At 32.9% G+C, this 24,059-nt stretch carries 25 protein-coding genes; 10 read left to right on the forward strand and 15 right to left on the reverse strand.

The annotated features are described in order from the left end of the window. Positions 1-176 precede the first annotated feature (176 nt). The 3 genes from ACWA1F_RS23120 to ACWA1F_RS23130 all read right to left on the reverse strand — a co-directional run bounded on the left by ACWA1F_RS23120 (position 177) and on the right by ACWA1F_RS23130 (position 2,614). Entirely contained in the window at positions 177-1,130 is a 954-nt protein-coding gene (locus ACWA1F_RS23120) for a transketolase family protein (RefSeq protein WP_306161358.1), read from the reverse strand. 87 nt (positions 1,131-1,217) lie between these two features. Beyond that, entirely contained in the window at positions 1,218-2,069 is an 852-nt protein-coding gene (locus ACWA1F_RS23125) for a transketolase (RefSeq protein WP_456897304.1), read from the reverse strand. A gap of 242 nt (positions 2,070-2,311) precedes the next feature. Further along, positions 2,312-2,614, reverse strand: coding sequence for a hypothetical protein (locus ACWA1F_RS23130; RefSeq protein WP_456897306.1), 303 nt, complete (start codon positions 2,612-2,614; stop codon positions 2,312-2,314). Between the two features lie 427 nt (positions 2,615-3,041). On the opposite strand from ACWA1F_RS23130, the gene tgt reads away from it, so the two are divergent. The 10 genes from tgt to ACWA1F_RS23180 all read left to right on the forward strand — a co-directional run bounded on the left by tgt (position 3,042) and on the right by ACWA1F_RS23180 (position 13,322). Continuing rightward, positions 3,042-4,172, forward strand: a complete 1,131-nt coding sequence (tgt, locus tag ACWA1F_RS23135; RefSeq protein ID WP_026727521.1) for a tRNA guanosine(34) transglycosylase Tgt — start codon at positions 3,042-3,044, stop codon at positions 4,170-4,172. Positions 4,173-4,256: 84 nt separating this feature from the next. Then, positions 4,257-5,345 (forward strand): LptF/LptG family permease, encoded by a 1,089-nt coding sequence (locus ACWA1F_RS23140; RefSeq protein WP_456897308.1) that lies wholly within the window; start codon positions 4,257-4,259, stop codon positions 5,343-5,345. Next, positions 5,332-6,222 (forward strand): DMT family transporter, encoded by an 891-nt coding sequence (locus tag ACWA1F_RS23145; RefSeq protein WP_456897310.1) that lies wholly within the window; start codon positions 5,332-5,334, stop codon positions 6,220-6,222. Before ACWA1F_RS23140 ends, ACWA1F_RS23145 begins: the two co-directional genes overlap by 14 nt. A 112-nt stretch (positions 6,223-6,334) precedes the next feature. Then, positions 6,335-7,288 (forward strand): acetyl-CoA carboxylase carboxyltransferase subunit alpha, encoded by a 954-nt coding sequence (locus tag ACWA1F_RS23150; protein ID WP_306161348.1) that lies wholly within the window; start codon positions 6,335-6,337, stop codon positions 7,286-7,288. 140 nt (positions 7,289-7,428) lie between these two features. Then, complete coding sequence (gene dnaB, locus ACWA1F_RS23155) at positions 7,429-8,973, forward strand: replicative DNA helicase (RefSeq protein ID WP_456897313.1); 1,545 nt, start codon at positions 7,429-7,431, stop codon at positions 8,971-8,973. Positions 8,974-9,107: 134 nt separating this feature from the next. Then, positions 9,108-9,458: a hypothetical protein gene (locus tag ACWA1F_RS23160; RefSeq protein WP_456897315.1), complete on the forward strand. Its 351-nt coding sequence runs from the start codon at positions 9,108-9,110 to the stop codon at positions 9,456-9,458. A gap of 21 nt (positions 9,459-9,479) precedes the next feature. Further along, positions 9,480-10,118 (forward strand): hypothetical protein, encoded by a 639-nt coding sequence (locus tag ACWA1F_RS23165; RefSeq protein WP_456897317.1) that lies wholly within the window; start codon positions 9,480-9,482, stop codon positions 10,116-10,118. 80 nt (positions 10,119-10,198) lie between these two features. Continuing rightward, positions 10,199-10,933 (forward strand): sensor histidine kinase, encoded by a 735-nt coding sequence (locus ACWA1F_RS23170; RefSeq protein WP_456897319.1) that lies wholly within the window; start codon positions 10,199-10,201, stop codon positions 10,931-10,933. A gap of 115 nt (positions 10,934-11,048) precedes the next feature. Beyond that, entirely contained in the window at positions 11,049-11,714 is a 666-nt protein-coding gene (locus ACWA1F_RS23175; protein ID WP_456897320.1) for a response regulator, read from the forward strand. Positions 11,715-12,062: 348 nt separating this feature from the next. Further along, positions 12,063-13,322 carry an asparagine synthetase B gene (locus ACWA1F_RS23180; protein WP_456897322.1) on the forward strand — a complete coding sequence of 420 codons (1,260 nt, stop codon included), beginning with the start codon at positions 12,063-12,065 and terminating at the stop codon, positions 13,320-13,322. Here ACWA1F_RS23180 and ACWA1F_RS23185 read toward each other — a convergent pair whose 3' ends face one another. From ACWA1F_RS23185 to ACWA1F_RS23240, 12 genes are all read right to left on the reverse strand, one after another. Then, the gene (locus ACWA1F_RS23185; protein ID WP_456897324.1) at positions 13,323-14,126 is read right to left on the reverse strand and encodes an endonuclease/exonuclease/phosphatase family protein; all 804 of its coding nucleotides are present in this window, start codon (positions 14,124-14,126) and stop codon (positions 13,323-13,325) included. Between the two features lie 68 nt (positions 14,127-14,194). Continuing rightward, entirely contained in the window at positions 14,195-14,362 is a 168-nt protein-coding gene (locus tag ACWA1F_RS23190) for a hypothetical protein (protein WP_164515346.1), read from the reverse strand. 144 nt (positions 14,363-14,506) lie between these two features. Continuing rightward, complete coding sequence (locus tag ACWA1F_RS23195; protein WP_456897326.1) at positions 14,507-15,175, reverse strand: DNA-binding transcriptional response regulator; 669 nt, start codon at positions 15,173-15,175, stop codon at positions 14,507-14,509. Positions 15,176-15,183: 8 nt separating this feature from the next. Beyond that, positions 15,184-16,968, reverse strand: a complete 1,785-nt coding sequence (locus ACWA1F_RS23200; protein WP_456897328.1) for a hypothetical protein — start codon at positions 16,966-16,968, stop codon at positions 15,184-15,186. Next, positions 16,965-18,779 (reverse strand): tetratricopeptide repeat-containing sensor histidine kinase, encoded by a 1,815-nt coding sequence (locus ACWA1F_RS23205; protein WP_456897330.1) that lies wholly within the window; start codon positions 18,777-18,779, stop codon positions 16,965-16,967. Before ACWA1F_RS23205 ends, ACWA1F_RS23200 begins: the two co-directional genes overlap by 4 nt. A gap of 78 nt (positions 18,780-18,857) precedes the next feature. Next, entirely contained in the window at positions 18,858-19,292 is a 435-nt protein-coding gene (locus tag ACWA1F_RS23210; protein WP_456897332.1) for a carboxymuconolactone decarboxylase family protein, read from the reverse strand. Between the two features lie 168 nt (positions 19,293-19,460). Then, a complete protein-coding gene (locus ACWA1F_RS23215; RefSeq protein WP_456897334.1) occupies positions 19,461-20,033 on the reverse strand; it encodes a Crp/Fnr family transcriptional regulator in 573 nt (190 codons plus the stop codon). 135 nt (positions 20,034-20,168) lie between these two features. Then, positions 20,169-20,513 carry a 50S ribosomal protein L20 gene (gene rplT, locus ACWA1F_RS23220; protein ID WP_035649542.1) on the reverse strand — a complete coding sequence of 115 codons (345 nt, stop codon included), beginning with the start codon at positions 20,511-20,513 and terminating at the stop codon, positions 20,169-20,171. A 100-nt stretch (positions 20,514-20,613) separates the two neighbouring features. Next, the gene (gene rpmI, locus ACWA1F_RS23225) at positions 20,614-20,811 is read right to left on the reverse strand and encodes a 50S ribosomal protein L35 (protein WP_026727505.1); all 198 of its coding nucleotides are present in this window, start codon (positions 20,809-20,811) and stop codon (positions 20,614-20,616) included. Positions 20,812-20,911: 100 nt separating this feature from the next. Continuing rightward, complete coding sequence (gene infC / locus ACWA1F_RS23230) at positions 20,912-21,466, reverse strand: translation initiation factor IF-3 (RefSeq protein WP_111286002.1); 555 nt, start codon at positions 21,464-21,466, stop codon at positions 20,912-20,914. Positions 21,467-21,482: 16 nt separating this feature from the next. Further along, positions 21,483-23,429: a threonine--tRNA ligase gene (gene thrS / locus ACWA1F_RS23235; protein ID WP_306161314.1), complete on the reverse strand. Its 1,947-nt coding sequence runs from the start codon at positions 23,427-23,429 to the stop codon at positions 21,483-21,485. A 308-nt stretch (positions 23,430-23,737) separates the two neighbouring features. Next, on the reverse strand, positions 23,738-24,059 hold a 322-nt coding region (locus ACWA1F_RS23240; RefSeq protein WP_456897337.1), incomplete at its 5' end, for a hypothetical protein.

Below are 24,059 nucleotides of genomic sequence, written 5' to 3' on the forward strand. Positions count from 1 at the left end.
GCCTCGAAATTTAGATTTCGAGGCTTTTTTTAGCTGTAATTTTCCATGTTTTAGATCCTGTCTTGCAGTTTTATATTTTAGTCTAAAAGAAAAGATAGGATGTGTAAAAGTCTAAAAAAAGCCATAAAAAACCTCGAAATCTAAATTTCGAGGTTTTATATGAGAAGAAATGAAAATTATTTTCTTTTAATAACTCTTTCTACAGCTTCAACAATTGCTTGATTGTTTAATTTGTATTTTTCCATTAATTGCTCTGGAGTTCCAGATTCTCCAAAACTATCTTTTACAGCCACAAATTCTTGCGGAGTTGGATTGTTTAAAGCTAATACGCCAGAAACACTTTCTCCAAGACCTCCAAGGTAGTTGTGTTCTTCTGCAGTAACTACACATCTTGTTTTTGCAACAGATTTTAAGATAGCTTCTTCATCAAGTGGCTTAATAGTGTGAATGTTGATTACTTCGGCAGAAATTCCTTTTGCTTCAAGAGCTTCAGCAGCAATAAGAGCTTCCCAAACTAAGTGTCCTGTTGCAATGATGGTAACATCTGTTCCTTCATTTAACATAATTGCTTTTCCAATTACGAATGGTTCGTCAGCAGGAGTAAAGTTAGCTACAACTGGACGTCCGAAACGTAAATATGCTGGACCGTGGTGATCTGCTAATGCTAATGTTGCAGCTTTAGTCTGGTTGTAATCGCAAGTATTGATTACAGTCATTCCTGGCAACATTTTCATTAAACCAATATCTTCTAATATTTGGTGTGTAGCTCCGTCTTCTCCTAAAGTTAAACCAGCATGAGAAGCACAGATTTTTACATTTTTATCTGAGTAAGCAACAGATTGACGAATTTGATCGTAAACTCTTCCTGTAGAGAAGTTAGCAAAAGTTCCTGTAAAAGGAATTTTTCCTCCAATTGTTAAACCTGCAGCGATTCCGATCATGTTTGCTTCAGCGATTCCGATTTGGAAAAAACGCTCTGGGTGATTTTTCTTGAATTCATCAAATTTTAATGATCCAATTAAGTCAGCACATAATGCAACAACATTTTCGTTTTTCTGACCTAATTCCGTCATTCCCGCTCCAAAACCAGAACGAGTATCTTTACTTCCTGTATTTGTATATTTTTTCATTGTTTATCTTTTGAGGTTCTAAGTTTTTCAGCTGTTAAGGTTCTACGTTTTTCACTGAACACTTTTTACTGAATACTGAACACTTTTTTAATAGTCTACTTGGTCTTTAGAATAATTTTGAGCTAATGCAGCTGCCAATTGGTCGTCGTTTGGAGCTTTACCGTGCCAAGCGTGTGTGTGCATCATGAAATCTACACCGTTACCCATTTCTGTGTGCAATAAAATACAAACTGGTTTTCCTTTTCCAGTTCTTGATTTTGCATCAGTTAAACCAGCGATAATAGCATCGATATTATTTCCTTCTGTGATTTCTAAAACATCCCAGTCAAAAGCTTCAAATTTTGCGCGAAGGCTTCCCATTGCCAAAACTTCGTCAGTTGTTCCGTCAATTTGTTTTCCGTTTACGTCAACTGTAGCAATAAGGTTGTCTACTTTTTTAGCAGAAGCATACATGATAGCTTCCCAGTTTTGACCTTCTTGCAATTCTCCGTCTCCGTGTAAAGTAAAAACTAAATGTTTGTCTCCGTTTAATTTTTTAGCTTGAGCAGCTCCCAAAGCTACAGATAAACCTTGTCCTAATGAACCAGATGCCATACGAACTCCAGGTAAACCTTCGTGAGTTGTTGGGTGTCCTTGTAAACGAGAATTTAATAATCTAAAAGTAGCCAATTCTGAAATTGGAAAATAACCGCTACGCGCTAGAACGCTATAGAATACTGGAGAAATGTGACCATTTGAAAGGAAAAAGATATCCTCTCCAATTCCGTCCATATCAAAACCTTCTTTGCGGTCCATTATATTTTGATATAGTGTAACCAAAAATTCAGTACAACCTAAAGAACCACCTGGGTGTCCAGAGTTTACAGCATGTACCATTCTAAGAATATCTCTTCTTACTTGGATCGTTAAATCGCTTAATTGTTGTGTGTTAGGCTTCATTTTATATGTAAAAGTTAAACTGAAGCAAAAGTAAACGTTATTTTGTGGGCAGGCAAATGATTTTTTGCTTTAGTTTTACAGCAATTGTTAAAATTTGCTCTTTTTTTTACATTATCTAAAAAAATATAACGACTGTTTTTCTTTTTGATTTTTTATAAGTGTATTTTTTACAATTTTTATTTAATTCATAAAAAAATCTTGCGCTTTGCAAGATTTTAAGTTGGAGAGAAAGCAAAAGATTGTTACTCAGTATCACCTTCGCTATAAAAATTATTTTCTTCATCTTCTGAGCCTATATCTTCCATTTCATCGTCTAGTTCAGCGCCTGGAATATCCAAATCATTTCCGATTTTGTCGCTGTTTTGCTTCCATTCGTGATTGTTCTGATTAATGATACGCTCTCCTGAAATCTCTTCGGCATTGATATCTTCCAGTTTGTTATCTTGATTGTAAATATCTTCGTTTGCTGGATAATCCATGTTCTCAAGATTTTTTTCAATCTGTTCGTCTTTGATTTGGTCTCGTTTTTCTTCAGCATTTATCATGATTTCTAAAATTTTAATTGTTGAATTGTTTATTGTTTTAAAGTTACAAAATCATCGTGTTACGATATTATATTTTAAATGATGGAAATTGCAGTTTTTACATTTAATTGTTACAAAGACGTTTGCGTTAGGGATAGAAGCGGCATCTCCCGATTTAGAAAAACAAGGCTTTTTAGCCGTAGTTTTTGTTAATCGGGAATATAGCGGATAGCCCGACCGAAGGGAACGCCCAAATTCTAGGTTTAAGATTTAAAGTTTGTTTAATCATTATCTAATTTTCTAATTGTCCAATTGTCTAATTTGCCAAATTCCAGGTTTCAGATTTCAAGTTTGTTAATCATTATCTAATTTTCTAATTCACAAATTATCTAATTCTTTAAATTAGATTATCTTTGCCGTCCCGAACAATAGGGAGAAAAACGAATTTATGAAGTTTGATTTATTACAAAAAGATCCGCAGTCTAAAGCTAGAGCGGGTAGTATTACTACAGATCACGGCGTAATTGAAACGCCTATTTTTATGCCTGTTGGAACTGTTGCTTCTGTAAAAGGAGTGCATCAGCGTGAGCTAAAAGAAGAAATCAATCCAGATATTATTCTTGGAAATACCTACCATTTATATTTACGTCCGCAGACCGAAATTCTTGAAAAAGCAGGAGGATTGCACAAATTCATGAATTGGGATCGTAATATTTTGACCGATTCTGGAGGATATCAGGTATATTCTCTTTCGTCAAATAGAAAAATTAAGGAAGAAGGAGTTAAGTTTAAATCTCATATTGACGGTTCTTACCACTTTTTTACACCAGAAAATGTGATGGAAATTCAGCGTACCATTGGTGCCGACATTATCATGGCATTTGATGAGTGTACACCTTATCCTTGCGACTATCGTTATGCACAGCGTTCGATGCACATGACGCACCGCTGGTTAGATCGTTGTATTAATCATTTGGAAAAAGTTCCTTATAAATACGGTTACGAGCAAACGTTTTTCCCGATTGTTCAAGGAAGCACTTATAAAGATTTGCGTCGCCAGTCGGCTGAATATATTGCCAATGCTGGACAGCAAGGAAATGCAATTGGCGGACTTTCTGTTGGTGAACCAGCTGAAGAAATGTATGCTATGACTGAAGTAGTGTGCGAAATTCTTCCAGAAGATAAACCTCGTTACTTAATGGGGGTTGGAACTCCGATAAATATTTTAGAAAATATCGCCTTAGGTATTGATATGTTTGACTGTGTTATGCCAACGCGTAATGCAAGAAACGGAATGCTTTTTACAGCTAACGGAACGATAAATATCAAGAATAAAAAGTGGGAAGCCGATTTTTCTCCAATCGATGAAATGGGACATACTTTTGTAGATACAGAATATTCTAAAGCTTATTTGCGCCATTTGTTTGCTGCTAACGAATATTTGGGAAAACAAATTGCGACGATTCATAATCTTGGTTTTTATATGTGGTTGGTTCGTGAAGCTAGAAAACATATCTTAGCCGGAGATTTTAGACCATGGAAAGAAATGATGGTTAAAAATATGAGCCAACGATTATAAGTTTAAAAGTTTCAAGTTTCAAGTTTCAAGTTCTCTTCTGAACGTGAAACTTGAAACCTGAAACAAAATAAACAACAAAAAAATATGCTGTCGATAATAGATAAATACATTTTAAAAAGATACCTCGGAACTTTTTCTGTGATGCTTCTTTTATTTGCGCCAATCGGAATCGTAATTGACGTTTCTGAGAAGGTAAATAAAATGCTTGAAAATAAAATTCCGTTTCCAGATATTGCGTTCTATTATTACAATTTCACGATTTACTTTATAAACTCATTATTCCCGATATTTTTGTTTTTGTCGGTAATTTGGTTTACTTCAAAACTGGCTAATAATACAGAGATTATTGCGATTTTAAGTTCTGGGATTTCCTATACGCGTTTTTTGCGTCCTTATATTATAGGTGCAACAATCGTTTCTATTTTCGTTTTACTAATGGGATTCTTTATTGTTCCAGCAGCAAGTGAGGGCTACAATAATTTTAGGTATACGTATCTGAAAGGAAATGGTAAACAGCTCATGCGTGGTGAAAACACTAACGTTTTCAGACAGATAAATGATAATGATTTTATTTTCGTAAACAGTTTTAACGAAGAAACTAAAACAGCTTTTAATTTTTCTTTAGAACATTTCGAAAAAGAAAAATTAACCTATAAAATTACAGCAAGTCGCATTAAATGGGATCCGAAAAAGAAGGTTTACGTTTTATACGATTACACTAAAAGAACTGTCGGAGAATTGAATGATGTAATTGAAAAATTTCCGGAGAGAAATGTTGCTTTTAAATTTGAATTGGCCGATTTAACGCCAGTGGTTTATATTGCCGAAACACTGACTTTGGGTAAATTAATTGATTTTATAGAAAAAGAAAGAAAAAGAGGTTCTGGAAATATCAATACCTATCTGGTTGTTCTTTATAAAAAATATAGTATACCAGTTTCTGCCTTTATCTTAACGATTATTGCGGTTTCGGTTTCTTCTATGAAACGCCGAGGCGGAATGGGAATGAACCTTGCGATTGGAATTGCAATTGCATTTTCATTTGTATTCTTCGATAAAATCTTTGGTACACTTGCCGAAAAATCTACATTTTCACCTTTATTAGCTGTCTGGTTCCCAAATATTGTTTTCGGAATTTTAGCAGTTTACTTATTACGCAATGCGAGACGATAATTTAAAAAGTTATTTAAATCTTCACTTAATTGTTTTTATCTGGGGTTTTACGGCTATTCTAGGCGCTTTAATTACTATTGATGCCGATAATTTGGTTTGGTACAGAATGCTGATTGCCATGATTTTTCTTGGCGGATTTATAGCTTTCAAAAAACAGTCTTTTCAGGTTCCTATAAAAGAGTTTTTTAAATTGATTTTTGTTGGATTATTGATTGCGCTTCATTGGATTTTCTTCTTTAAAGCAATTCATGTTTCCAATGTTTCCATTACACTTTCGATATTTTCGTTAGGGGCATTTTTTGCTTCTTTATTAGAACCTTTGTTTTACGGGAGAAAAGTGCTTTGGTACGAAGTTTTCTTCGGACTTATAATTATTGCAGGTTTAGGATTGATTCTGCAGGTAGAAATAAAATATCTGACAGGAGTTTATTATGCTTTGGCAGCAATTATTTTGGGCGTTTTATTTACGTTAATGAACGGGAAATTAATCTCAGACCACGAACCTTCTGTGATTACTTTTTATGAGTTTGGAGCGGGCGTTTTTTTCATCACAATTTATTTTTTATTTCAAGGAAAATTTACAGCCGATTTCTTCGAATTGTCTTTAAATAACTGGATTTTATTATTGGTTTTAGCTTCCATCTGTACAGCTTATGCTTTTACGGCTTCAGTAAAAGTAATGCAGCGATTGACGCCTTATACTGTAATGCTAACCACTAATTTGGAGCCGGTTTACGGAATAGTTTTGGCTTATTTTATCTTGGGAGGAAAAGAAAAAATGAGTGTCGAATTTTACATTGGAGCGGTTATAATTATCATAACTGTTATTCTGAATGGTGTGTTTAAACATTATCAGAACAAGAAAGAAAACTTGTAATAGTTTCCTTATTTTTAAAATGCATTTTTATACTTTAAATAACAATTAACTTCGCCAATGATATAATATTTTTATATTTGCGGTTCGATTTACAAACAAAATTCAAAAATCCATGGAATATTTAGATTTTGAGCTTCCAATTAAAGAACTTGAAGACCAGTTAGAAAAGTGCGTTATTATTGGGAAAGAATCTGACGTTGACGTGACCCCAACGTGCAAGGAAATCAACAAGAAATTAGAACAGACTAAGAAAGATATATATAAAAACCTTACGGCTTGGCAGAGGGTACAATTGTCAAGACACCCAAATAGACCTTATACTTTAGACTATATCAAAGCAATCTGCGGAGAGACTTTCTTAGAACTTCATGGAGACAGAAGTTTTAAAGATGATAAAGCAATGGTTGGTGGTCTTGGTAAAATAAACGGACAGTCGTTTATGATTATCGGTCAGCAAAAAGGTTATAATACAAAAACGCGCCAGTACCGTAACTTTGGTATGGCAAACCCAGAGGGATACCGTAAAGCTTTGCGTTTAATGAAAATGGCAGAAAAATTCGGAATTCCGGTTCTTACTTTAGTAGATACTCCAGGTGCATACCCTGGACTTGAAGCTGAAGAAAGAGGACAAGGAGAAGCAATTGCTAGAAACATTTTTGAAATGGTTCGTCTGCAAGTGCCAATTATTACGATTATCGTAGGTGAAGGTGCTTCTGGTGGAGCTTTAGGAATTGGTGTTGGAGATCGTGTTTATATGTTAGAAAACACTTGGTACTCTGTAATTTCTCCAGAATCTTGCTCTTCTATTTTATGGAAAAGCTGGGAGTATAAAGAGCGTGCAGCAGAAGCTTTAAAATTAACTTCTTCTGACATGAAAAAACAAAAATTAGTTGATGATGTAATCCCAGAACCACTAGGCGGAGCGCACTATGACAGAGAAACTACTTTTAAAACAGTAGCAGAATACATCACTAAAGGATATAATGAATTAAAAGACTTATCAACAGCCGACTTAATTGCCCAGAGAATGGACAAATACAGTAATATGGGCGAGTTTAAAGAGTAAATTCATATCAAATGATTAAAAATCCGAAGCCCTGCGGTTTCGGATTTTTTTTTGGTTATCAACAGGAAAACTTATTTATCAACAAAAAACTAGTTATAACTCGATAGCAGATTTTTTTTAAATTTTGCTACTTTCGCTATATGGAAAATTTCAAGAATTTAAACCCGGTTAAGGTCGACAAAACCACCATTATTAACTTAGAAAAAGGAAAGTTGCCGCCGCAAGCCATTGATTTAGAAGAGGCTGTGTTGGGGGCAATGATGATTGATAAAAAAGGGGTTGACGATGTAATTGATATTTTGCAGCCAGACGCTTTTTACAAAGACGCTCACAAACATATTTTTGAAGCGATTTTACAGCTTTTTACCGAAACGCAGCCAATTGATATCTTAACAGTTTCGACTCAGTTAAAGAAAAATGGAAAGTTGGATATAGCGGGTGGAGATTTTTATTTAATTCAGCTGACTCAGAAAATTGCTTCTTCGGCGCATATCGAATTTCACTCGCGTATCATTCTTCAAAAATTTATTCAAAGAAGTTTGATTCGAATTTCATCTGAAATTATTGAAGAGTCGTATGATGAAAGTGCAGACGTTTTTGATTTATTGGATAAAGCCGAATCTAAATTATACGAAGTTACCCAAGGAAACATCAAACGTAGTTCTGAAACCGCACAAAGTTTGGTTTTACAAGCTAAAAAGAAAATTGAAGAGATTTCTAAAAAAGAAGGATTAAGTGGTGTAGAAACTGGTTTTCATAATCTGGATAAGCTAACATCTGGATGGCAGCCTTCGGATTTAATTATTATTGCGGCAAGACCTGCGATGGGAAAAACGGCATTTGTCCTTTCTATGGCTAGAAATATTGCGATTCAATATGGTCACGGAGTAGCTTTGTTCTCTCTAGAGATGGCATCTGTTCAGTTAATTACAAGGCTTATTTCTTCTGAAACAGGATTGTCATCAGAAAAATTGCGTACAGGTAAATTAGAGGCTCACGAATGGACCATGTTGAGTACTAAAGTAAAAGATTTAGAAAAAGCGCCTTTGTTTATTGATGATACGCCTTCACTTTCTATTTTCGATTTAAGAGCAAAATGCCGTCGTTTGGCGTCGCAGCATGGTATTAAAATTATTATTATCGATTACCTCCAGTTGATGACTGCGGGAGGAAATGCAAAAGGAGGAGGAAATCGTGAGCAGGAGATTTCGACAATTTCCCGAAACTTAAAAGCATTGGCAAAAGAGCTTAACGTTCCGGTTATTGCACTTTCTCAGTTGTCGCGTGCCGTTGAGACGCGTGGATCTAGTAAACGTCCTTTGCTTTCGGATCTTCGTGAATCTGGAGCAATTGAGCAGGATGCCGATATCGTTTCGTTCTTATACCGTCCAGAATATTACAAAATTGAAGAATGGGATGATGAAGAAGCCTCGCCAACTGCGGGTCAGGCTGAAATTATGATTGCAAAACACCGTAACGGTGGTATTGAAAACATTCGTTTGAAATTTTTGGGACACTTAGGGAAATTTGATAATCTTGATGAATTTACAGGAGGTTACGATGACTTGCCATCAAAAATGAATCATGATGATAATCAATATATAACTAAAAATTTGCCATCTGCTAACGAAGCTTTCGGAAGTAATTTAAATGACGATGATGACGATAGCGATGTACCATTCTAAAAAATTAAAAAGCCTTATTATTAAGGCTTTTTTTATGTTTTAACGTTAATCTTCTAATAAAAATCAGTAGTTTAGCTAAACCAATTATAAACTATCAATTTTTTTTAATTATTAACCAATAACAAATTTAAATTATGAATGAAGAAACTTTTCCAGGACCTATTCAGATTCCTGTAGCAACTGCAAATGAGTGGGAAAAAAGATTTCAAGGCGATACCACAATTGAAGATGCAAGTAAAAAAGTAAAAGCTTATTTGATTCCAAGAAAAAGTCTTGAAAAAGTATTAGAGCTTGGTACGGAAGCAGTTTGGGCTTATATCGGTATTAACGATGATAAACAGAAAACGTTACTTTTTAACGGAGCCAAATTTGATGACAAAACTGGTAAATGGGTTAATGTTTACGGTATTGCTGATAAGGACGATAATTGTGAAGGCGGTGAAGAAGTTGTATACGATGGTTCACGTCCAAGTCCTCCTTTTTAATTTTTTAGACAATAAAATAAAATGATTGATTTTTTAATATATTCAGGTTATTTGATTTTATTAATTGATCTAATATTATATTCATTTAGCTTTTTCCGAAAGGAAAAAGCTAATGTTTTTTTAGTTTCTTACTTGGCATTCATTTTTTTTATACAGATTTCAATGGAGATTTTGTATTCTCTTAAAATGAATAATTTGTTTCTGGTCAATAGTTTCTTTATAGGCCAAATGATATTGTTGAGTTTGTTTTATTATTCCATTTTAAATGTTAAAGCTCAAAAGCAATTTGTGAAGATTTGGCTTGTCGTAGCTCTTCTTGCTCTGACAATACAGTTTGTTAATTCGCCAAAAGAGTTTTTAAAATTTAATCTGTTTGAAATTACATTGACCTCTCTGTCGATTGTTGTTTTTGCATTGTTGCATTTCTATAATATGCTTACTGAAAATAAAACGTATTATTATGTAAATATGGGTATAATTCTATATTTATTGTCAAGTACAGTATTGTTTATTATTGGTAATCTGACTTCAGTTTTAAATACCGAAGTGAAATATTTGAGTTGGCAGTTAAATGCATTTTTGAATGTAGTCTATTACCTTTTTATTCTTTATGAATGGAAAGTGAGCTTTTCGAAAAGAAGTTTAAAAACTAGTTTGTAATTATATAACATACATAAAAAGATATGAATGCAAGCCATATTCCTGAGAAAGAGCTCGTGGCCATAATATTATATATTTCTTTGTTTTTTATAATTGTTGCAGTAGCATTAATTATATTCTTTTATTTTTCTAGAAAAAAAATCATTCAGAAGGAACTTGAGAAAATAGATTTAATACTTCGTTATCAAAAAGAGCAATTGCACGCTATTATTGTAACGCAAGAAGAAGAGCGCAAAAGAATAGCGCAAGACCTTCATGATGATATTAGCTCAAAATTAAATATTGTTTCTTTAAACACACATTTGCTTTCAGCACCGAATCTAACAGAAAGTGAAACGGCTGAGATTACTGAAAACATAATCAATTTAACCAACAAAGCATTAGATAATTCTAGAAAAATTGCCCACAATTTGCTACCGCCAGTTTTCGAAAAATTTGGTTTGCATGCAGGCATTGAAGAGCTGTGTGACGAGTTTGAATCTAGTAAATCGGTTAAAACCCATTATAAAAATGAAATTGATTTTGATGATAAAGACATAGATCGTCATTTGCATGTTTTTAGAATTCTCCAAGAACTTATGAATAATTCGCTTCGTCATGGAAAGGCGACACAGATATGGATTTCTTTTGCTAATATAAACGGTATAAATACTTGTGATTACCTGGATAATGGTGTTGGTTTTGATGGTTCTAATGCGGAAAATCAAAAAGGTTTAGGAATGAAAAATATTGATAGCCGTATATCATTTTTGGAAGGAACGATAGAAATTAAGTCTGAAATCAATAACGGAATTGCTGTAAACTTTACATTCTAAGTTAAATTTGTGTGTTTTGGTAGGTTTTTAGGCAATAAAATAAGGTATTTAGACTTTTTCTAAATCATATTTTGTAATTTCGATAAACCAAATTTAACGACCAAAACCAAATAGGATGAATGCTGTTATTAAAATTGCTCTAGTCGATGATGAAATTTTGTTTCGAAAAGGAATTTCTTTTTTATTACAGAGAGAAGAAAATATCGACATTATTTTCGAAGCTTCCAATGGAGATGAACTTATTTCTCTATTAGAAGAAAGAGAAATTAAGCCAGATATTATAATAATGGACCTAAAGATGCCGGTCTTAAATGGTGTCGAGGCCACTAAAATTATAAAAAAGCTATATCCTGATATTAAAATTATTGCACTAACGAGTTACGATACCAAATCGTTTATTGCAAATATGATTCAAGTTGGCGCCGTAGCCTACTTAATTAAAAACACCACTCCAAAAGATTTAATTCATACGATCAACGAAGTAGCTAAAAAAGGATTCTATTATAACGAGAATGTTTTAAAAACAATTCAAGAAACAATAGTTTCTCCTAAAAATGCAAGAGGCGGTTTAGAAACCAATTTCCTTTCGCCTCGTGAGATCGAAATTCTCCAATTAATTTGCCAGCAGAAAACTACCGCAGAAATTGCAGAACATCTTTTCTTAAGTCCGAGAACTATAGAAGGACACCGGAACAACTTATTGCTTAAAACAGAATCGCGAAATATTGCTGGTTTAGTTGTTTATGCTATCCAAAATGAATTGGCAGTTTTGACAATCTAAAAAAAATTAGGCTGTCAAAAACTGAATTGACAAAACATAATATAATATGATTGTTATTACTAGGACACATAAACCTATTTTCTGAATTATATTCAGACCCTTTTGCTGGTTGTTACTTTCATTAAACTTCATAATGGTTATTTTTTACAGCGATTAGTTTTGTGAACCTGGGATAGCAAATGTATAGAGAAAATTCTTCCAAAGTATAGGTGTTTTTACCTGTTTTTCAATTGATGTAAATCTTGTTTTTTCAAGTCTTTTTTATTTAACATTCTATTAGGTCAGAAAAGACATTGAGTGTTCTTTTTTTGTTGCAGCCTTTTATATCTTTACTAAAATAATTTTCTAATGAGTAAGAGTTTATTCTACATTTTTATACTATTAGTTACGTTTAATGCAAAGGCGTCGTTTATCTTACTTCCGATGGACGAAACAACGCAGCAAAATCATTTAAAGGCATACGGAATTACTTATTGGTGTTTGAGCAGAGATTATAAAGCAAGCTGGCTCTTAAACTACCGTGGAGGTTCTTTTTTATTGCCTGATGCTGATGAAATTAGAAAAGAATGTAAAATAAGAGGAGTTAGTTTTGAAGTAATTTCAGATAGTGAACAGGCATCGATTTTAAATGATATTTCGAGTCCTTCTCAAAATATGGAATCGGTTATTTTAGAAAAAGCTCCAAAAATTGCTGTGTATACGCCAAAAGGGAAACAGCCTTGGGACGATGCTGTAACTTTGGTTCTGACTTATGCCGAAATTCCTTTTACTCCAATTTATGATGAAGAAGTTCTGAGCGATCAGTTATTAATGTACGATTGGCTTCACTTGCATCATGAAGATTTTACTGGACAATATGGAAAATTTTACGCCGCTTACAAAAATACACCTTGGTATATTGATCAAAAAAAAGATGCTGAAGCTTTAGCTGCAAAGTTAGGGTATGCAAAAGTGTCTGAAGAAAAAGGTGCGGTAGCAAAAAAAATTAGAGATTTTGTAATTGGTGGCGGTTTTATGTTTGCCATGTGTTCTGCAACTGACAGTTTTGATATTGCACTTGCTGCCGATGGAGTGGATATTTGTGAAACGATGTTTGATGGAGATCCAAGCGAGTCTAATTATCAGTCAAAATTAAATTATAACAATTCTTTTGCCTTTAAAAACTTTACTCTAGAGAGAAGACCTGAAGTTTATGAGTTTTCAGATATTGATATGACCACAAAAAGGCGAATAGTAATGGATAAGGATTATTTTACTTTAATGGAATTTTCTGCAAAATGGGATCCGATTCCGAGTATGTTGTGCCAGAATCATACGCAATTGGTAAAAGGATTTATGGGACAGACAACTTCATTTGATACTTCTTTGATAAAATCGAATATCTTGATTATGGGTACCTGCGAGTTAAACGGAGAATCGAGATATATCCATGGCGAAAAAGGGAAGGGAATGTTTACTTTTTTTGGAGGACATGATCCAGAAGACTTTCAGCATCAAGTTGGTGATCCGCCAACAGTTTTAGATTTGCATCCAAACTCGCCAGGTTACAGATTGATATTAAATAATGTTTTGTTTCCTGCTGCCAGAAAAAAGAAGCTTAAAACGTAATTAGTTTAAAGAAAATTCAAACCAGATCGGAATATGGTCGGATACTTTTCTTGCGTTTTGAAGTGAATCAAAATCTTCATACGTTTTGATAATTCCAGAATTGCTGACTTTTAGTGTGGATGCGTTATAAAAAATATTGTCAAATTCAGATGCCAAGCAAATGTTGTTTTTGCATTTGTGCTTAAGAGTAGTTTTTTGATTTTTTAATACAGGCGAATATCCCATTTTTTTTAACGGATTAAAAACAGTGTGTTTTTCTGGACAGTTAAAATCACCTAAGAAAACGAGATTTAAATCAGGATACTCGTTTGGTAAAAACTTGAAATATTTGATTTCGGTTTCGGGCTGCTTTTTTTGTGTTATCGCATGAAAATTGACAAGTGTGAACGTCTTTTTATTAATTTCAAACGTTGCAAAATAGGGTTCTCGATCAATTTCTAGATTATATTTTTTCTCAAGCCAAGGTTTGTTTTTTAATTTGGCTTTGTGAGTCTTCCAAATAAAAGCATAACGCTCTGTTTTGTAACTGCTACTAGAAGTAGGATTACTTATACTATAATCCCATTTGTTTCCTTTTTGGTTAAGTAAAGTGACAAGTTTAGCAACGGTTTGAGCTCCTCCATTTCCGGCAACAACTTCCTGAATTGCAATTATATCGTAATTAGAAATTGTTTTGGCAATATAGTTTAAATGGAAATCAGATTTTGATTTGCCAAGGTTTTCTATATTCCAAGAGGCAACTTTGGTCTGCGAAAAAGAAAAAAATGTAAATAATAATAAGACGAGGCTAAGAGTATTTTTCATGTAAAATGTAAAGAAACTAAGATATGAATCTTCTCTTCTTGCAATAATTAAGCCTTTCTTAAAATTAATTAATGTTTTTTGTATCGATTTTTTAGCGCAGTTCCGATAATTATAATTTGCAATACTAATAAAGCTGGAATAAAAATTATTTTCCAGTCAATTTCCAGCCAGCCTGTTCTTTCAGAAACAATGGCAAAACTTATCGATAAAAAAAGGCAAAGTAACATTGTTTTCATTATAATTTTATTTTGGGTAGTATTAATTTTAGACAAGATAATACTTGCTTTACTTCTTGGTTTCATTAGTCAGTTAATAGATACTCACAAATTTAGCAGAATCAAAAGTGTAATCCTTACGGAAACCCGTAAAGCCCATAAAAATTACACCAATCCGAAATCTTTTGCAATGGCAATCAAATGCACATTATTGTTTGCTTTAAAGTAAATTTTAAGCTTATTGATTCTTTTTTCGATGCTGCTTGTTCCGTTTGGCGTTATAGATAAATCTTTAAACTCCTTAGAAATACTTTCTAAAATATATCCTTGAGATAAAAGTTTTAAAATAGAAATATCGTACGATTCAATTTCAATAAGCGCTTTATCGTTAAAACTAAAAGACAGATCTGAAGAAAGAATTTTTTCTTCGTTATTAAAGGCGCTTTTAATAGCATTTCTTAACTCAGAAATACTGTTTCTTCCTTTTGTAACATAGGCGTTAATTCCTAAATCGTTAAATAAAGATTTAATTCTGTAGCTTTTGTCTTCTATAGAAAAAACAATTTTTTTAATATTTGGCTGTACTTTATTGATGGCTTCAATAAGTTCGTCGCCGCTATTTAAATTTACTTTTCTATGATCAGACTTAAAAGACAAATCTGTAATCACTAAATCGTAAGGTTCTTTATCAGCCAATGCCTTTTTTACTTTGAGCAAACCCTCGTCACAATATTTTACATGATGAATTACGGGAACTTGTAATTCTTCAAGTACTTGAACAACTGCAATGCTGATACTGTCTAGATCTTCGGCAACTAAAACTTTTTTAAACATATATGGTCTTATATTGGAAATTTGAAACTTATTTTAAAACCGCTCTCGGAATATGTGCCAAAATTAAGTGTTCCTTTTATTGTTTTAATACGGTTTTCCACATTTTGTAGTCTTTTTTCTAAAACAATATGTTTTGAGCTGATTTCGTTGCCATTATCACTATATGTTATCGAGATATTTTTTTCTTCTTTTTTAAATGTTATACTTGCTAACGAAGCATTATTTAGTGTTTTCATCTGGTCAAAAATTTCCTGAAGAACACGATAAACAGTAATTTTTTTCACTCGTTCGATTTTACACCACGAAAAACTATGCAAACCATTTATTATTATGTTTAGGTTTTGGTTGGTATATCCAGAAATCATTTGTTTAAGCGCCTTTTCAAAATTTTCATCGGTAACTATTTCGCTATTTTCTCGAGAAATATTTCTAGTTTTTAAATAGATATTGTTTAAATGAGATAGAAGTTTTTCTTTGTTTTCTTCTTTTTCAAGATTGTAATTTTCTGTAAACAACAAAATTTTATCAATGTCTTTTTCGAGTTCAAACTGCAATTTTTCAGAAATACGAATTTCATTCTTGAAAACTTCATTGTTTCTTTCTTTTTTTCCTTTAATTGTTATGTAAAAAAAGATAAATATTAAGCTTGTAGCACTAATAAAAATTACTACATAAGAGATATAACTTCTGTTTTTTTGTCTTTGTAATTGTAATTCTTCTTCAACTTTTTGATTTTTGAGTTCTAAGTTTTCCTCTTTATCTTTTTTTGAATCGTATATTAAATTAGCAAACTGATTTTCTGTTTTTTTTCTGCCAATAATAAGACTATCAAGTTTTCTTATATAAACTTTCCAGTATTTTTTTGAATTTTCGGCTTTATCTGCTTCAATTAAATTGGCTAACATATTTATCTCATTTGAAGCCGATTTTGCTTTTTTTGCGTGATAATATGCTTTTTCTGCGTTAAGCTTTTTTAGTTTTGGATCGTAATATTTTGAGTAATATAGATAAAAAGCAAAATAGTTGGCAATTAGTTCATAATCATCATTGCAGTGAAGAACTAATTCCAAGCTTTCATTTAAGTATTTGAAGGTTTTTTCTTTATGATTTCCAAGACGTAAATAAGAAAGTCCGAGATGGTAAAAAATGGCAGAACGCACCAGGTTTGTGTTTGCTGGTGTAATTTTATCTTCAATTTTATATCTGGATATAGGCTCTAATAAATTTATTGCCTCTTCATGTTTTCCTTGTTGCATGTAAACAAATGCAATTTCAGATATTATTCTTGATTTTCTAAATGTCGAGATTGCAGCTTTTAATGCTTTTCTATGATAAACTAATGCCTTTTCGTGATCATAAGTATAGGCATAACTGTTAGCCATAAATGTATAAGCATTAATGGCATGTTTTTTATTAGATGTTTTTTCTAAGTAAGGAAATACTTTTGTAAGCATCGATTCTGCTCTGTAATAATCAGCATGTCGTAGCAAGATTTCAACCATATAGATTGTTGCATCAACATAGTCATCTACATGGTCGTCTATAGGATTACATAACAATTGTGTTTTATTAAAATAAAAATAGGCACTGTCACTTTTTTCAGAATTCCAGAGGAAGGTTGCTTTTTCCAATGTTTTTTTTATTTCAGAAGAGCGATAGGCTTGAATGTTATTTTTTTGTTGTTTTTCTGCTTCAGAAAACTGTACAAAAAAAATGGCAGCCAAAATGATACCAAAAATTGACAAAGAAAAAAGAATATTTTTTTTTAAAAAGCCAAGCAAGTTTTTAATCATGATACAGGAAATTTAATTAAAACTTTAAAGCCTTTTCCATATTCGGAATGAATTTGAACGTCACCTTTAATGGCGTGAATTTGATTTTCAATATTATGTAAGCCATTTTTTAAAACCATTTTGTTTGCATCAATCCCTTTTCCATTATCGGTATAATTGATGGTAATATTATTATTCATTTCTTTAAAAGTTATGGCAACTAAAGTGGCATCACTATGTTTTTTCATATTCACAAGCAATTCCTGTATGGACCTGTAAACAGATGTTTTTTTAGTTTTGTCAAGTTGATCCCACGAAATCTCATTTAAACCATTAATCAAAAGGTTTAAAGTAGAAGTATTAAATCCGGAAATCATCTCTTTGAGGGAAAATGTGAATTTTTGGTTGCTTAAAACCGGGTTGTTTTCCTTTGATATATCTCTTGTTCTGGAATATATATCATCCAGTTTTTTAAATAAATGATTTCTATTTTCTCCGATAGAAAGGTTTCTATTCTCAGCAAATACCATTGTATGGTAAATATCATTAGCTAATTCATCATGTAATTTTTTTGAAATTCGAGTTTCGCTTTTATAGGTTGCCTCAATTTTTTGACGATTTGTTTTTGCAATCAAATAGAAATAAACAAATGCAATCAGGCATAATGCAAATAGAATAATAATATACGAAATAATATTTTTGCTTTCCTGTTTCTCTAATTCAAGTTCGTTTTTAATTTTTTGAGTCTTTAACTTTAAATTTTCCTCTTTTTCTGTTTTAGAATCATATTTCATTTTTGCAAACTGATTTTTAGCTTCTTGTCTTTCTATATAAATGCTATCTGCTATATTTATATAACCAAGTGCATTTTTTTTAGATTCAATATCCGAACTATTATTTTCTGTAATAAACTGCAAAGCAAGTAAGCGATCATCTGTATTGCCAGATAATGTATAATTTTTGTAACTTAATTTGGCGTACATCATCGATAGTGCCTTATTGTTACGATAATATTCCGCAAGATTATAATATGTTTTGCCTAAGCCATCTTCATACTTTGCCTCAGTCTTTATTTGTATACTTTTTTTGAAAAAAGCCAAAGCTTTCTCATTCTTGAGTTTGAAATAACAAATGCCAATATAATCCAGTATTTTTGAATAATATATTGGATTTTGCTGTACAATTTTTTCGTTACTTATTGATGAAAATAATTGAAGTGCTTTATTGTACTGATGTTGTTTAATATAAATTGCGGCTATATTATTTTTTGCTTCGAGTTTGTTTATCCTGTCGGTATTTAAAGTAAAAGCTTTAGAATAGTAGTAAATTGCAGTTGGATAATCGTAAGTGTAATAATAGTTTCTACCTAAAACACTATAAATATTCCATACATAATTAGGATCTTTTACTTTATTTAAATATGGAATTGTTTCATTTGCAGTAGCAGTGCTTCCGATATAATCTTGATGGTCTTGTTGAATTTCGGACATATAATACATGCAATAAACATACTTTTTTGCATCTCTGTTCAGATTGCATTTTGTTCTGACTTTATTGTAGAAATAAAATGCGCTATCGAACTCTTTATTCTTGTAGAAAGAATCAGCTGCATGTATCGCCTTTTCAATCTCGGCATTGTCATTTGTAATTTTCGCCGTATTCTTTTTTTTGTTTTCACAGGCAAAAAAAAACATAAAAACTAGAAGTATATATAGTGAAAATTGTATTCTTTTTGGTATCATGCGCCAAAAATAAAAAAACTGAGTTCCTGTGAAAGCGTATAAATACCTGTTTTTTGTAAAAAATATATTTTTTATTTTTTGGTTATTCATTTACAACAATATACAAACAACCCCTCTGGGCGAGGGGATGTTAAAGTTTGAAAATGTTGTAAAGCTTATCCTTATAAATTATTCTGCACGCATACCAGTTGTAATTGCAAGTCTATTCCATGAATTTATAGTGATGATAGCAAGAATGATTTCAGCAAGGTATTTTTCATCAAATAATTGCGCTGCATTTTGGTAAACTTCATCCGAAACATGATTGGCTATAGAAGTAACTTGTTCTGTTAAAGCTAAGATTGCTTTTTCTTCTTCACTGTAGACATCAGCTTCACGCCATGCGCTAATAAGATAAATTCTTTGCTCAGAAATTCCATATTTTCTAGCATCAGCAGTATGCATGTTAATACAGTATGCACAGCCATTAATTTGGGATGCACGTATTTTAATTAGTTCTTTATGTTCAGGAGTTAAAGAGGTTGACGAAATATATTTTTCTAAATTCATTAAAGCCTGATAAGCTTCTGGAGCAACTTGCGGAATAACAATTCTTGATTTCATTTTTATTTGTTTTAAAAGTTCATTACAAAGGTCAGTAATGTATACTTTCAAAAACTTGAACTACTTCAAGAAATTATTTAAGCTGCTAAGTTTATAAGTCTTTCTAAAAAAAAATATAGGTTTCAACAACTTAGTAGCTTAGCGGCTTAGAGCCTTAGTATATTAGAACTAAACTTTCCCAGCTCTAATTTTACTCATAAATTCTGCTGAAAAATCTAAGTAGGAGGCAAGCATATATTGAGGAACGCGCTGTACAAAATCTGGCTGCTGATTTTTGAAATGATAATATCTTTCCTCTGCAGACATGGTAAACAAGAATTTAATCCGCATTTGCGCTGCGCCAAAAGCCTTTTGAGCAACAATTCTAAAATACTTTTCAAGTTTAGGAATTTGAATTAAAACAGAATCTAAAACCGATTTTTCAATAGCAATTACCTCACTGCTCTCAACAGCCTGTATATAAAAATGAGAAGGAATTTGATTAAGGTAGCTTAAATAATCAGTTATCCACCAATTCTCGATTCCAAATTGAAGCGTTTGTTCACCACCTTTAGAGTTGATGATATATTGTCGCATACATCCTTTTACAACAAAATACATTGTATTGCATATTTGTCCTTCTTGTAAAACATGTTCTTTTTTCTTGATTTGTGAAAGACTAAGGCAAGACTCTAAAACGTCAATCTCTGAAGGTTCTAGATTGACGAACTTTTGAATATGATGGATGAGTGCGTTTTGCATTTATTAAAAATTACTTTTAGTAAATTTAATTTATTATTTGCAGACTAAGTTGCAGTAAAAACAAAAACCCATCCGACGCGTCGGATGGGTTTTCTATAATAAGTAAGTAATCTTAAATTGAGTTTATAAAACGTTTTATTTTACTTTATTAAGAATAGCTTTGAAAGCTTCTGGGTGGTTCATAGCTAAATCTGCAAGAACTTTACGGTTCAATTCGATTCCGTTAGCTTTAACTTTCCCCATGAATTGAGAATAAGACATTCCTTCTAATCTAGCTCCAGCGTTGATACGTTGAATCCATAATGAACGGAAATTTCTTTTGTTTTGTTTTCTATCGCGGTAAGCGTAGCACATTGCTTTCTCTACTGCATTCTTAGCAACTGTCCAAACGTTTTTACGTCTTCCAAAGAAACCTTTGGCTTGCTTCATTATTTTTTTTCTTCTTGCTCTTTTAGCAACTGAATTTACCGATCTTGGCATAATTTTAATGTTTTTTTGTAGCAGGCGTCCTGAATTGAATCAAAGGAACTTAAAGCCATACTCCAAGGTTATATAAATAATTTTTTAACCTAAAGAATTATTAGATAATTCTTAATTGTTGTTTGATGCTTTTCATATCTGTTTGGTGAACTAGCGCTGAGTGAGTCAAAGCTAATTTACGTTTTTTAGATTTTTTAGTCAAGATGTGACTTTTAAAAGCATGCTTTCTTTTAATCTTTCCAGAGCCAGTAACTTTAAAACGTTTCTTAGCGCTAGATTTTGTTTTCATTTTAGGCATTTTTCCTAGTGTTTTAATTTATTCTTACTTACTTATATTTTTTTGTTTCAAGTTTAAAGTTTCAGGTTCAGAAGCTGAACACTGAAACTATTAACTGAGACTATTTTTTCTTCTTAGGAGCAATGAACATAATCATTCTCTTTCCTTCTAGAACAGGCATAGCTTCAACTTTACCGTGTTCTTCCAAATCTTGAGCAAGACGTAATAATAGAATCTGACCTTGATCTTTATAAATGATAGAACGTCCTTTAAAGAAAACGAAAGCTTTTAATTTAGCTCCTTCTTTCAAGAATTTTTCAGCATTCTTTCTTTTAAATTCATAATCATGCTCGTCAGTTTGAGGACCAAATCGAATTTCCTTTACAACAACTTGAGAAGATTTAGCTTTTAAAGCCTTATCTCTTTTCTTTTGTTCGTAAACAAATTTCTTGTAGTCCATAATTTTACAAACTGGTGGCTCAGCGTTTGGCGAGATTTCAACCAAATCCAACTCAAGTTGGTCAGCTAAACGTAACGCATCAGCTATTTTAAAAACCCCAGGTTCAATGTTTTCCCCTACAAGACGTACTTCTGGAACACGAATAAGATTGTTTATTCTGTGTGCATCTTTTTTTTCTACTCGAGGTTGAAAACCTCTGTTACTTTTTATTGCTATGACTTTCTAATTTAAGTTAAACTGTAAATACTTTTAATGTCTTTTTTATTTCTTCGTCTACAATCGAAGCAAATTCTTCGATAGAAACTGTGATGTTTCCTTTTCCTTCCTGCCCGTGACGACGAATTGAAATTGTTCCGTTTTTCTCTTCCTCCTCACCAACGATAAGCATAAATGGGATTTTCTGCATTTCTGCATCTCTAATTTTCTTACCGATAGTTTCATTTCGGTTGTCAATTAGGGCGCGAATTTCGTGATTTTCTAGCAAATCTAAAACTTTTTTAGCATAATTTTCGTATTTCTCGCTCAAAGACAAGATAATAGCCTGTTCAGGCATTAGCCAAAGTGGGAAATTTCCTGCTGTATGCTCTAGTAAAATTGCGATAAAACGTTCCATAGATCCAAAAGGAGCTCTGTGAATCATAACAGGTCGATGTAATTCATTATCAGCACCTTTGTAAGTCAATTCAAAACGCTCAGGCAAGTTGTAATCTACCTGAATAGTTCCTAACTGCCATTGTCTTCCCAAAGCATCTTTTACCATGAAATCCAGTTTCGGGCCATAAAAAGCCGCTTCGCCATATTCTACAACAGTGTTAAGACCTTTGTCTCTTGCTGCGTTGATAATAGCATTTTCTGCCTTTTCCCAGTTTTCGTCTGTTCCAATATATTTTTCTCTATCTTCCTGATCTCTTAATGAAATCTGAGCGGTAAAGTTTTCAAAACCTAACGAACCAAATACATATAATACAAGGTCAATTACTTTTTTAAACTCTTCGTCCAATTGTTCAGGAGTACAGAAAATATGCGCATCATCTTGAGTAAACCCTCTAACACGAGTTAAACCATGTAATTCTCCAGACTGCTCATATCTATATACAGTACCAAATTCAGCATAACGTTTAGGTAAATCTTTATATGACCAAGGTCTTACATTGTATATTTCACAGTGGTGAGGGCAATTCATAGGTTTCAATAAAAACTCTTCACCTTCTGCAGGAGTATGAATCGGCTGAAAACTGTCAGCGCCATATTTAGCATAGTGACCAGAAGTGACATAAAGTTCCTTTTGGCCAATATGCGGACTAACAACTTGTTCGTATCCAGCTTTCTTTTGTGCTTTTTTCAAGAATTGCTCCAAACGATCTCTCAAAGCCGCTCCTTTAGGTAACCATAAAGGCAAACCTTGACCCACTTTTTGAGAGAAAGCAAACAATTCAAGCTCTTTTCCTAATTTGCGGTGATCACGACGTTTTGCTTCTTCAAGAAGTTCAAGATATTCAGTTAAATCTTTTTGTTTAGGGAAAGAAGTTCCATAAACACGAGTCAACTGTTTGTTCTTCTCGTCACCTCTCCAGTAAGCGCCCGCAACACTCATGATTTTTACCGCTTTGATAATTCCAGTATTCGGAATATGTCCACCACGGCATAAATCAGTAAAAGTAGCATGATCGCAAAAAGTAATAGTTCCGTCTTCAAGATTCGAAATCAATTCAGTCTTGTAAACGTTATCTTTGTACATCTCTAATGCTTCCGCTTTAGTTACAGGACGCATTTTGAAATCATATTTTCCTCTTGAGATCTCAAGAATACGATCTTCAATCTTTTTGAAATCAGCCTCAGAAATTTTCTGATCTTCAAAATCCACATCATAATAGAAACCATTAGCAATTGCAGGTCCAAGAGTTAATTTAATTCCAGGATACAATTCCTCAAGAGCTTGAGCCATTACGTGCGAAGTCGAGTGCCAGAAAGCTTTTTTACCTTCAGCATCATTCCAAGTATATAAAATAAGATTACCGTCGGTCGTTAATGGAGTCTCGGTTTCAATAGTTGTACCATTAAAAGATGCAGAAATAACATTTCTTGCAAAACCTTCGCTAATGTTTTTAGCGACCTCCATTGGAGTTACGCCCGAAGCGAACTCTCTAATTGACCCATCGGGTAAAGTAATCTTGATCATTGTTTATAATTTTGTGAATGCAAATATACATGATTACAAAAATACATACAATATATATGTAGAACTTTACTCTATTATATATAAGAGTGATTTTTCTAATCCACGAACCAATAGCTTTCCGAAACCTGTCGGGTTTGTTTTTAACATAATACTATATAAGTAGAGAACGCAGGTCAGGAGTAATTTCACGGCTAGATTCTTAAATTATCGGCATCCAACCCGACAGGTTTTTAAAACCTGTCGGGTTTGTTTCTGCATACAATATGTATAGATTCCAATTCTTCTGTAGAGGCGCACCGCAGTGCGTCTCACGCAGCGCTATTCACGCAAACCATAATATTTAAGAACAAATGTCTGGCTGAGCGTAGTTGAAGCCGCCAGGATTGGAATTTGGAATTTTTAAAAATTTGGGATTTAATAAAGATAAGGAGCCATTTCCCGCTATCCGCTGCAATCTTTTTGGGGCGAACCCCGCCCCAAAAAGGATTTCCGCTCCTATCGGGGCTAGGGGAGCCGTTTCCAGAAGAAGATTTCCGTGCATTTGGAAATAAAGAATCCGTCAAAAGCTGAAAAACCGGCAGGAATACAGGCAAAAGTGAAGGCGGAAACATGAAAATCCCAGCAAGACTC

This window comes from Flavobacterium erigeronis (assembly GCF_054075165.1).

Bases quoted from the DNA above. Each gene is read 5' to 3' on its own strand.
- tgt (WP_026727521.1), top strand. From the start codon at position 3,042: ATGAAGTTTGATTTATTACAAAAAGATCCGCAGTCTAAAGCTAGAGCG.
- rpmI (WP_026727505.1), bottom strand. From the start codon at position 20,811: ATGCCTAAAATGAAAACAAAATCTAGCGCTAAGAAACGTTTTAAAGTT.
- ACWA1F_RS23120 (WP_306161358.1), bottom strand. From the start codon at position 1,130: ATGAAAAAATATACAAATACAGGAAGTAAAGATACTCGTTCTGGTTTT.
- ACWA1F_RS23145 (WP_456897310.1), top strand. From the start codon at position 5,332: ATGCGAGACGATAATTTAAAAAGTTATTTAAATCTTCACTTAATTGTT.
- ACWA1F_RS23215 (WP_456897334.1), bottom strand. From the start codon at position 20,033: ATGCAAAACGCACTCATCCATCATATTCAAAAGTTCGTCAATCTAGAA.
- ACWA1F_RS23175 (WP_456897320.1), top strand. From the start codon at position 11,049: ATGAATGCTGTTATTAAAATTGCTCTAGTCGATGATGAAATTTTGTTT.
- dnaB (WP_456897313.1), top strand. From the start codon at position 7,429: ATGGAAAATTTCAAGAATTTAAACCCGGTTAAGGTCGACAAAACCACC.
- ACWA1F_RS23205 (WP_456897330.1), bottom strand. From the start codon at position 18,779: ATGAATAACCAAAAAATAAAAAATATATTTTTTACAAAAAACAGGTAT.
- ACWA1F_RS23140 (WP_456897308.1), top strand. From the start codon at position 4,257: ATGCTGTCGATAATAGATAAATACATTTTAAAAAGATACCTCGGAACT.
- ACWA1F_RS23210 (WP_456897332.1), bottom strand. From the start codon at position 19,292: ATGAAATCAAGAATTGTTATTCCGCAAGTTGCTCCAGAAGCTTATCAG.
- ACWA1F_RS23200 (WP_456897328.1), bottom strand. From the start codon at position 16,968: ATGATTAAAAACTTGCTTGGCTTTTTAAAAAAAAATATTCTTTTTTCT.
- ACWA1F_RS23180 (WP_456897322.1), top strand. From the start codon at position 12,063: ATGAGTAAGAGTTTATTCTACATTTTTATACTATTAGTTACGTTTAAT.
- ACWA1F_RS23165 (WP_456897317.1), top strand. From the start codon at position 9,480: ATGATTGATTTTTTAATATATTCAGGTTATTTGATTTTATTAATTGAT.
- ACWA1F_RS23185 (WP_456897324.1), bottom strand. From the start codon at position 14,126: ATGAAAAATACTCTTAGCCTCGTCTTATTATTATTTACATTTTTTTCT.
- ACWA1F_RS23150 (WP_306161348.1), top strand. From the start codon at position 6,335: ATGGAATATTTAGATTTTGAGCTTCCAATTAAAGAACTTGAAGACCAG.
- ACWA1F_RS23190 (WP_164515346.1), bottom strand. From the start codon at position 14,362: ATGAAAACAATGTTACTTTGCCTTTTTTTATCGATAAGTTTTGCCATT.
- thrS (WP_306161314.1), bottom strand. From the start codon at position 23,429: ATGATCAAGATTACTTTACCCGATGGGTCAATTAGAGAGTTCGCTTCG.
- ACWA1F_RS23130 (WP_456897306.1), bottom strand. From the start codon at position 2,614: ATGATAAATGCTGAAGAAAAACGAGACCAAATCAAAGACGAACAGATT.
- rplT (WP_035649542.1), bottom strand. From the start codon at position 20,513: ATGCCAAGATCGGTAAATTCAGTTGCTAAAAGAGCAAGAAGAAAAAAA.
- ACWA1F_RS23160 (WP_456897315.1), top strand. From the start codon at position 9,108: ATGAATGAAGAAACTTTTCCAGGACCTATTCAGATTCCTGTAGCAACT.
- ACWA1F_RS23195 (WP_456897326.1), bottom strand. From the start codon at position 15,175: ATGTTTAAAAAAGTTTTAGTTGCCGAAGATCTAGACAGTATCAGCATT.
- ACWA1F_RS23125 (WP_456897304.1), bottom strand. From the start codon at position 2,069: ATGAAGCCTAACACACAACAATTAAGCGATTTAACGATCCAAGTAAGA.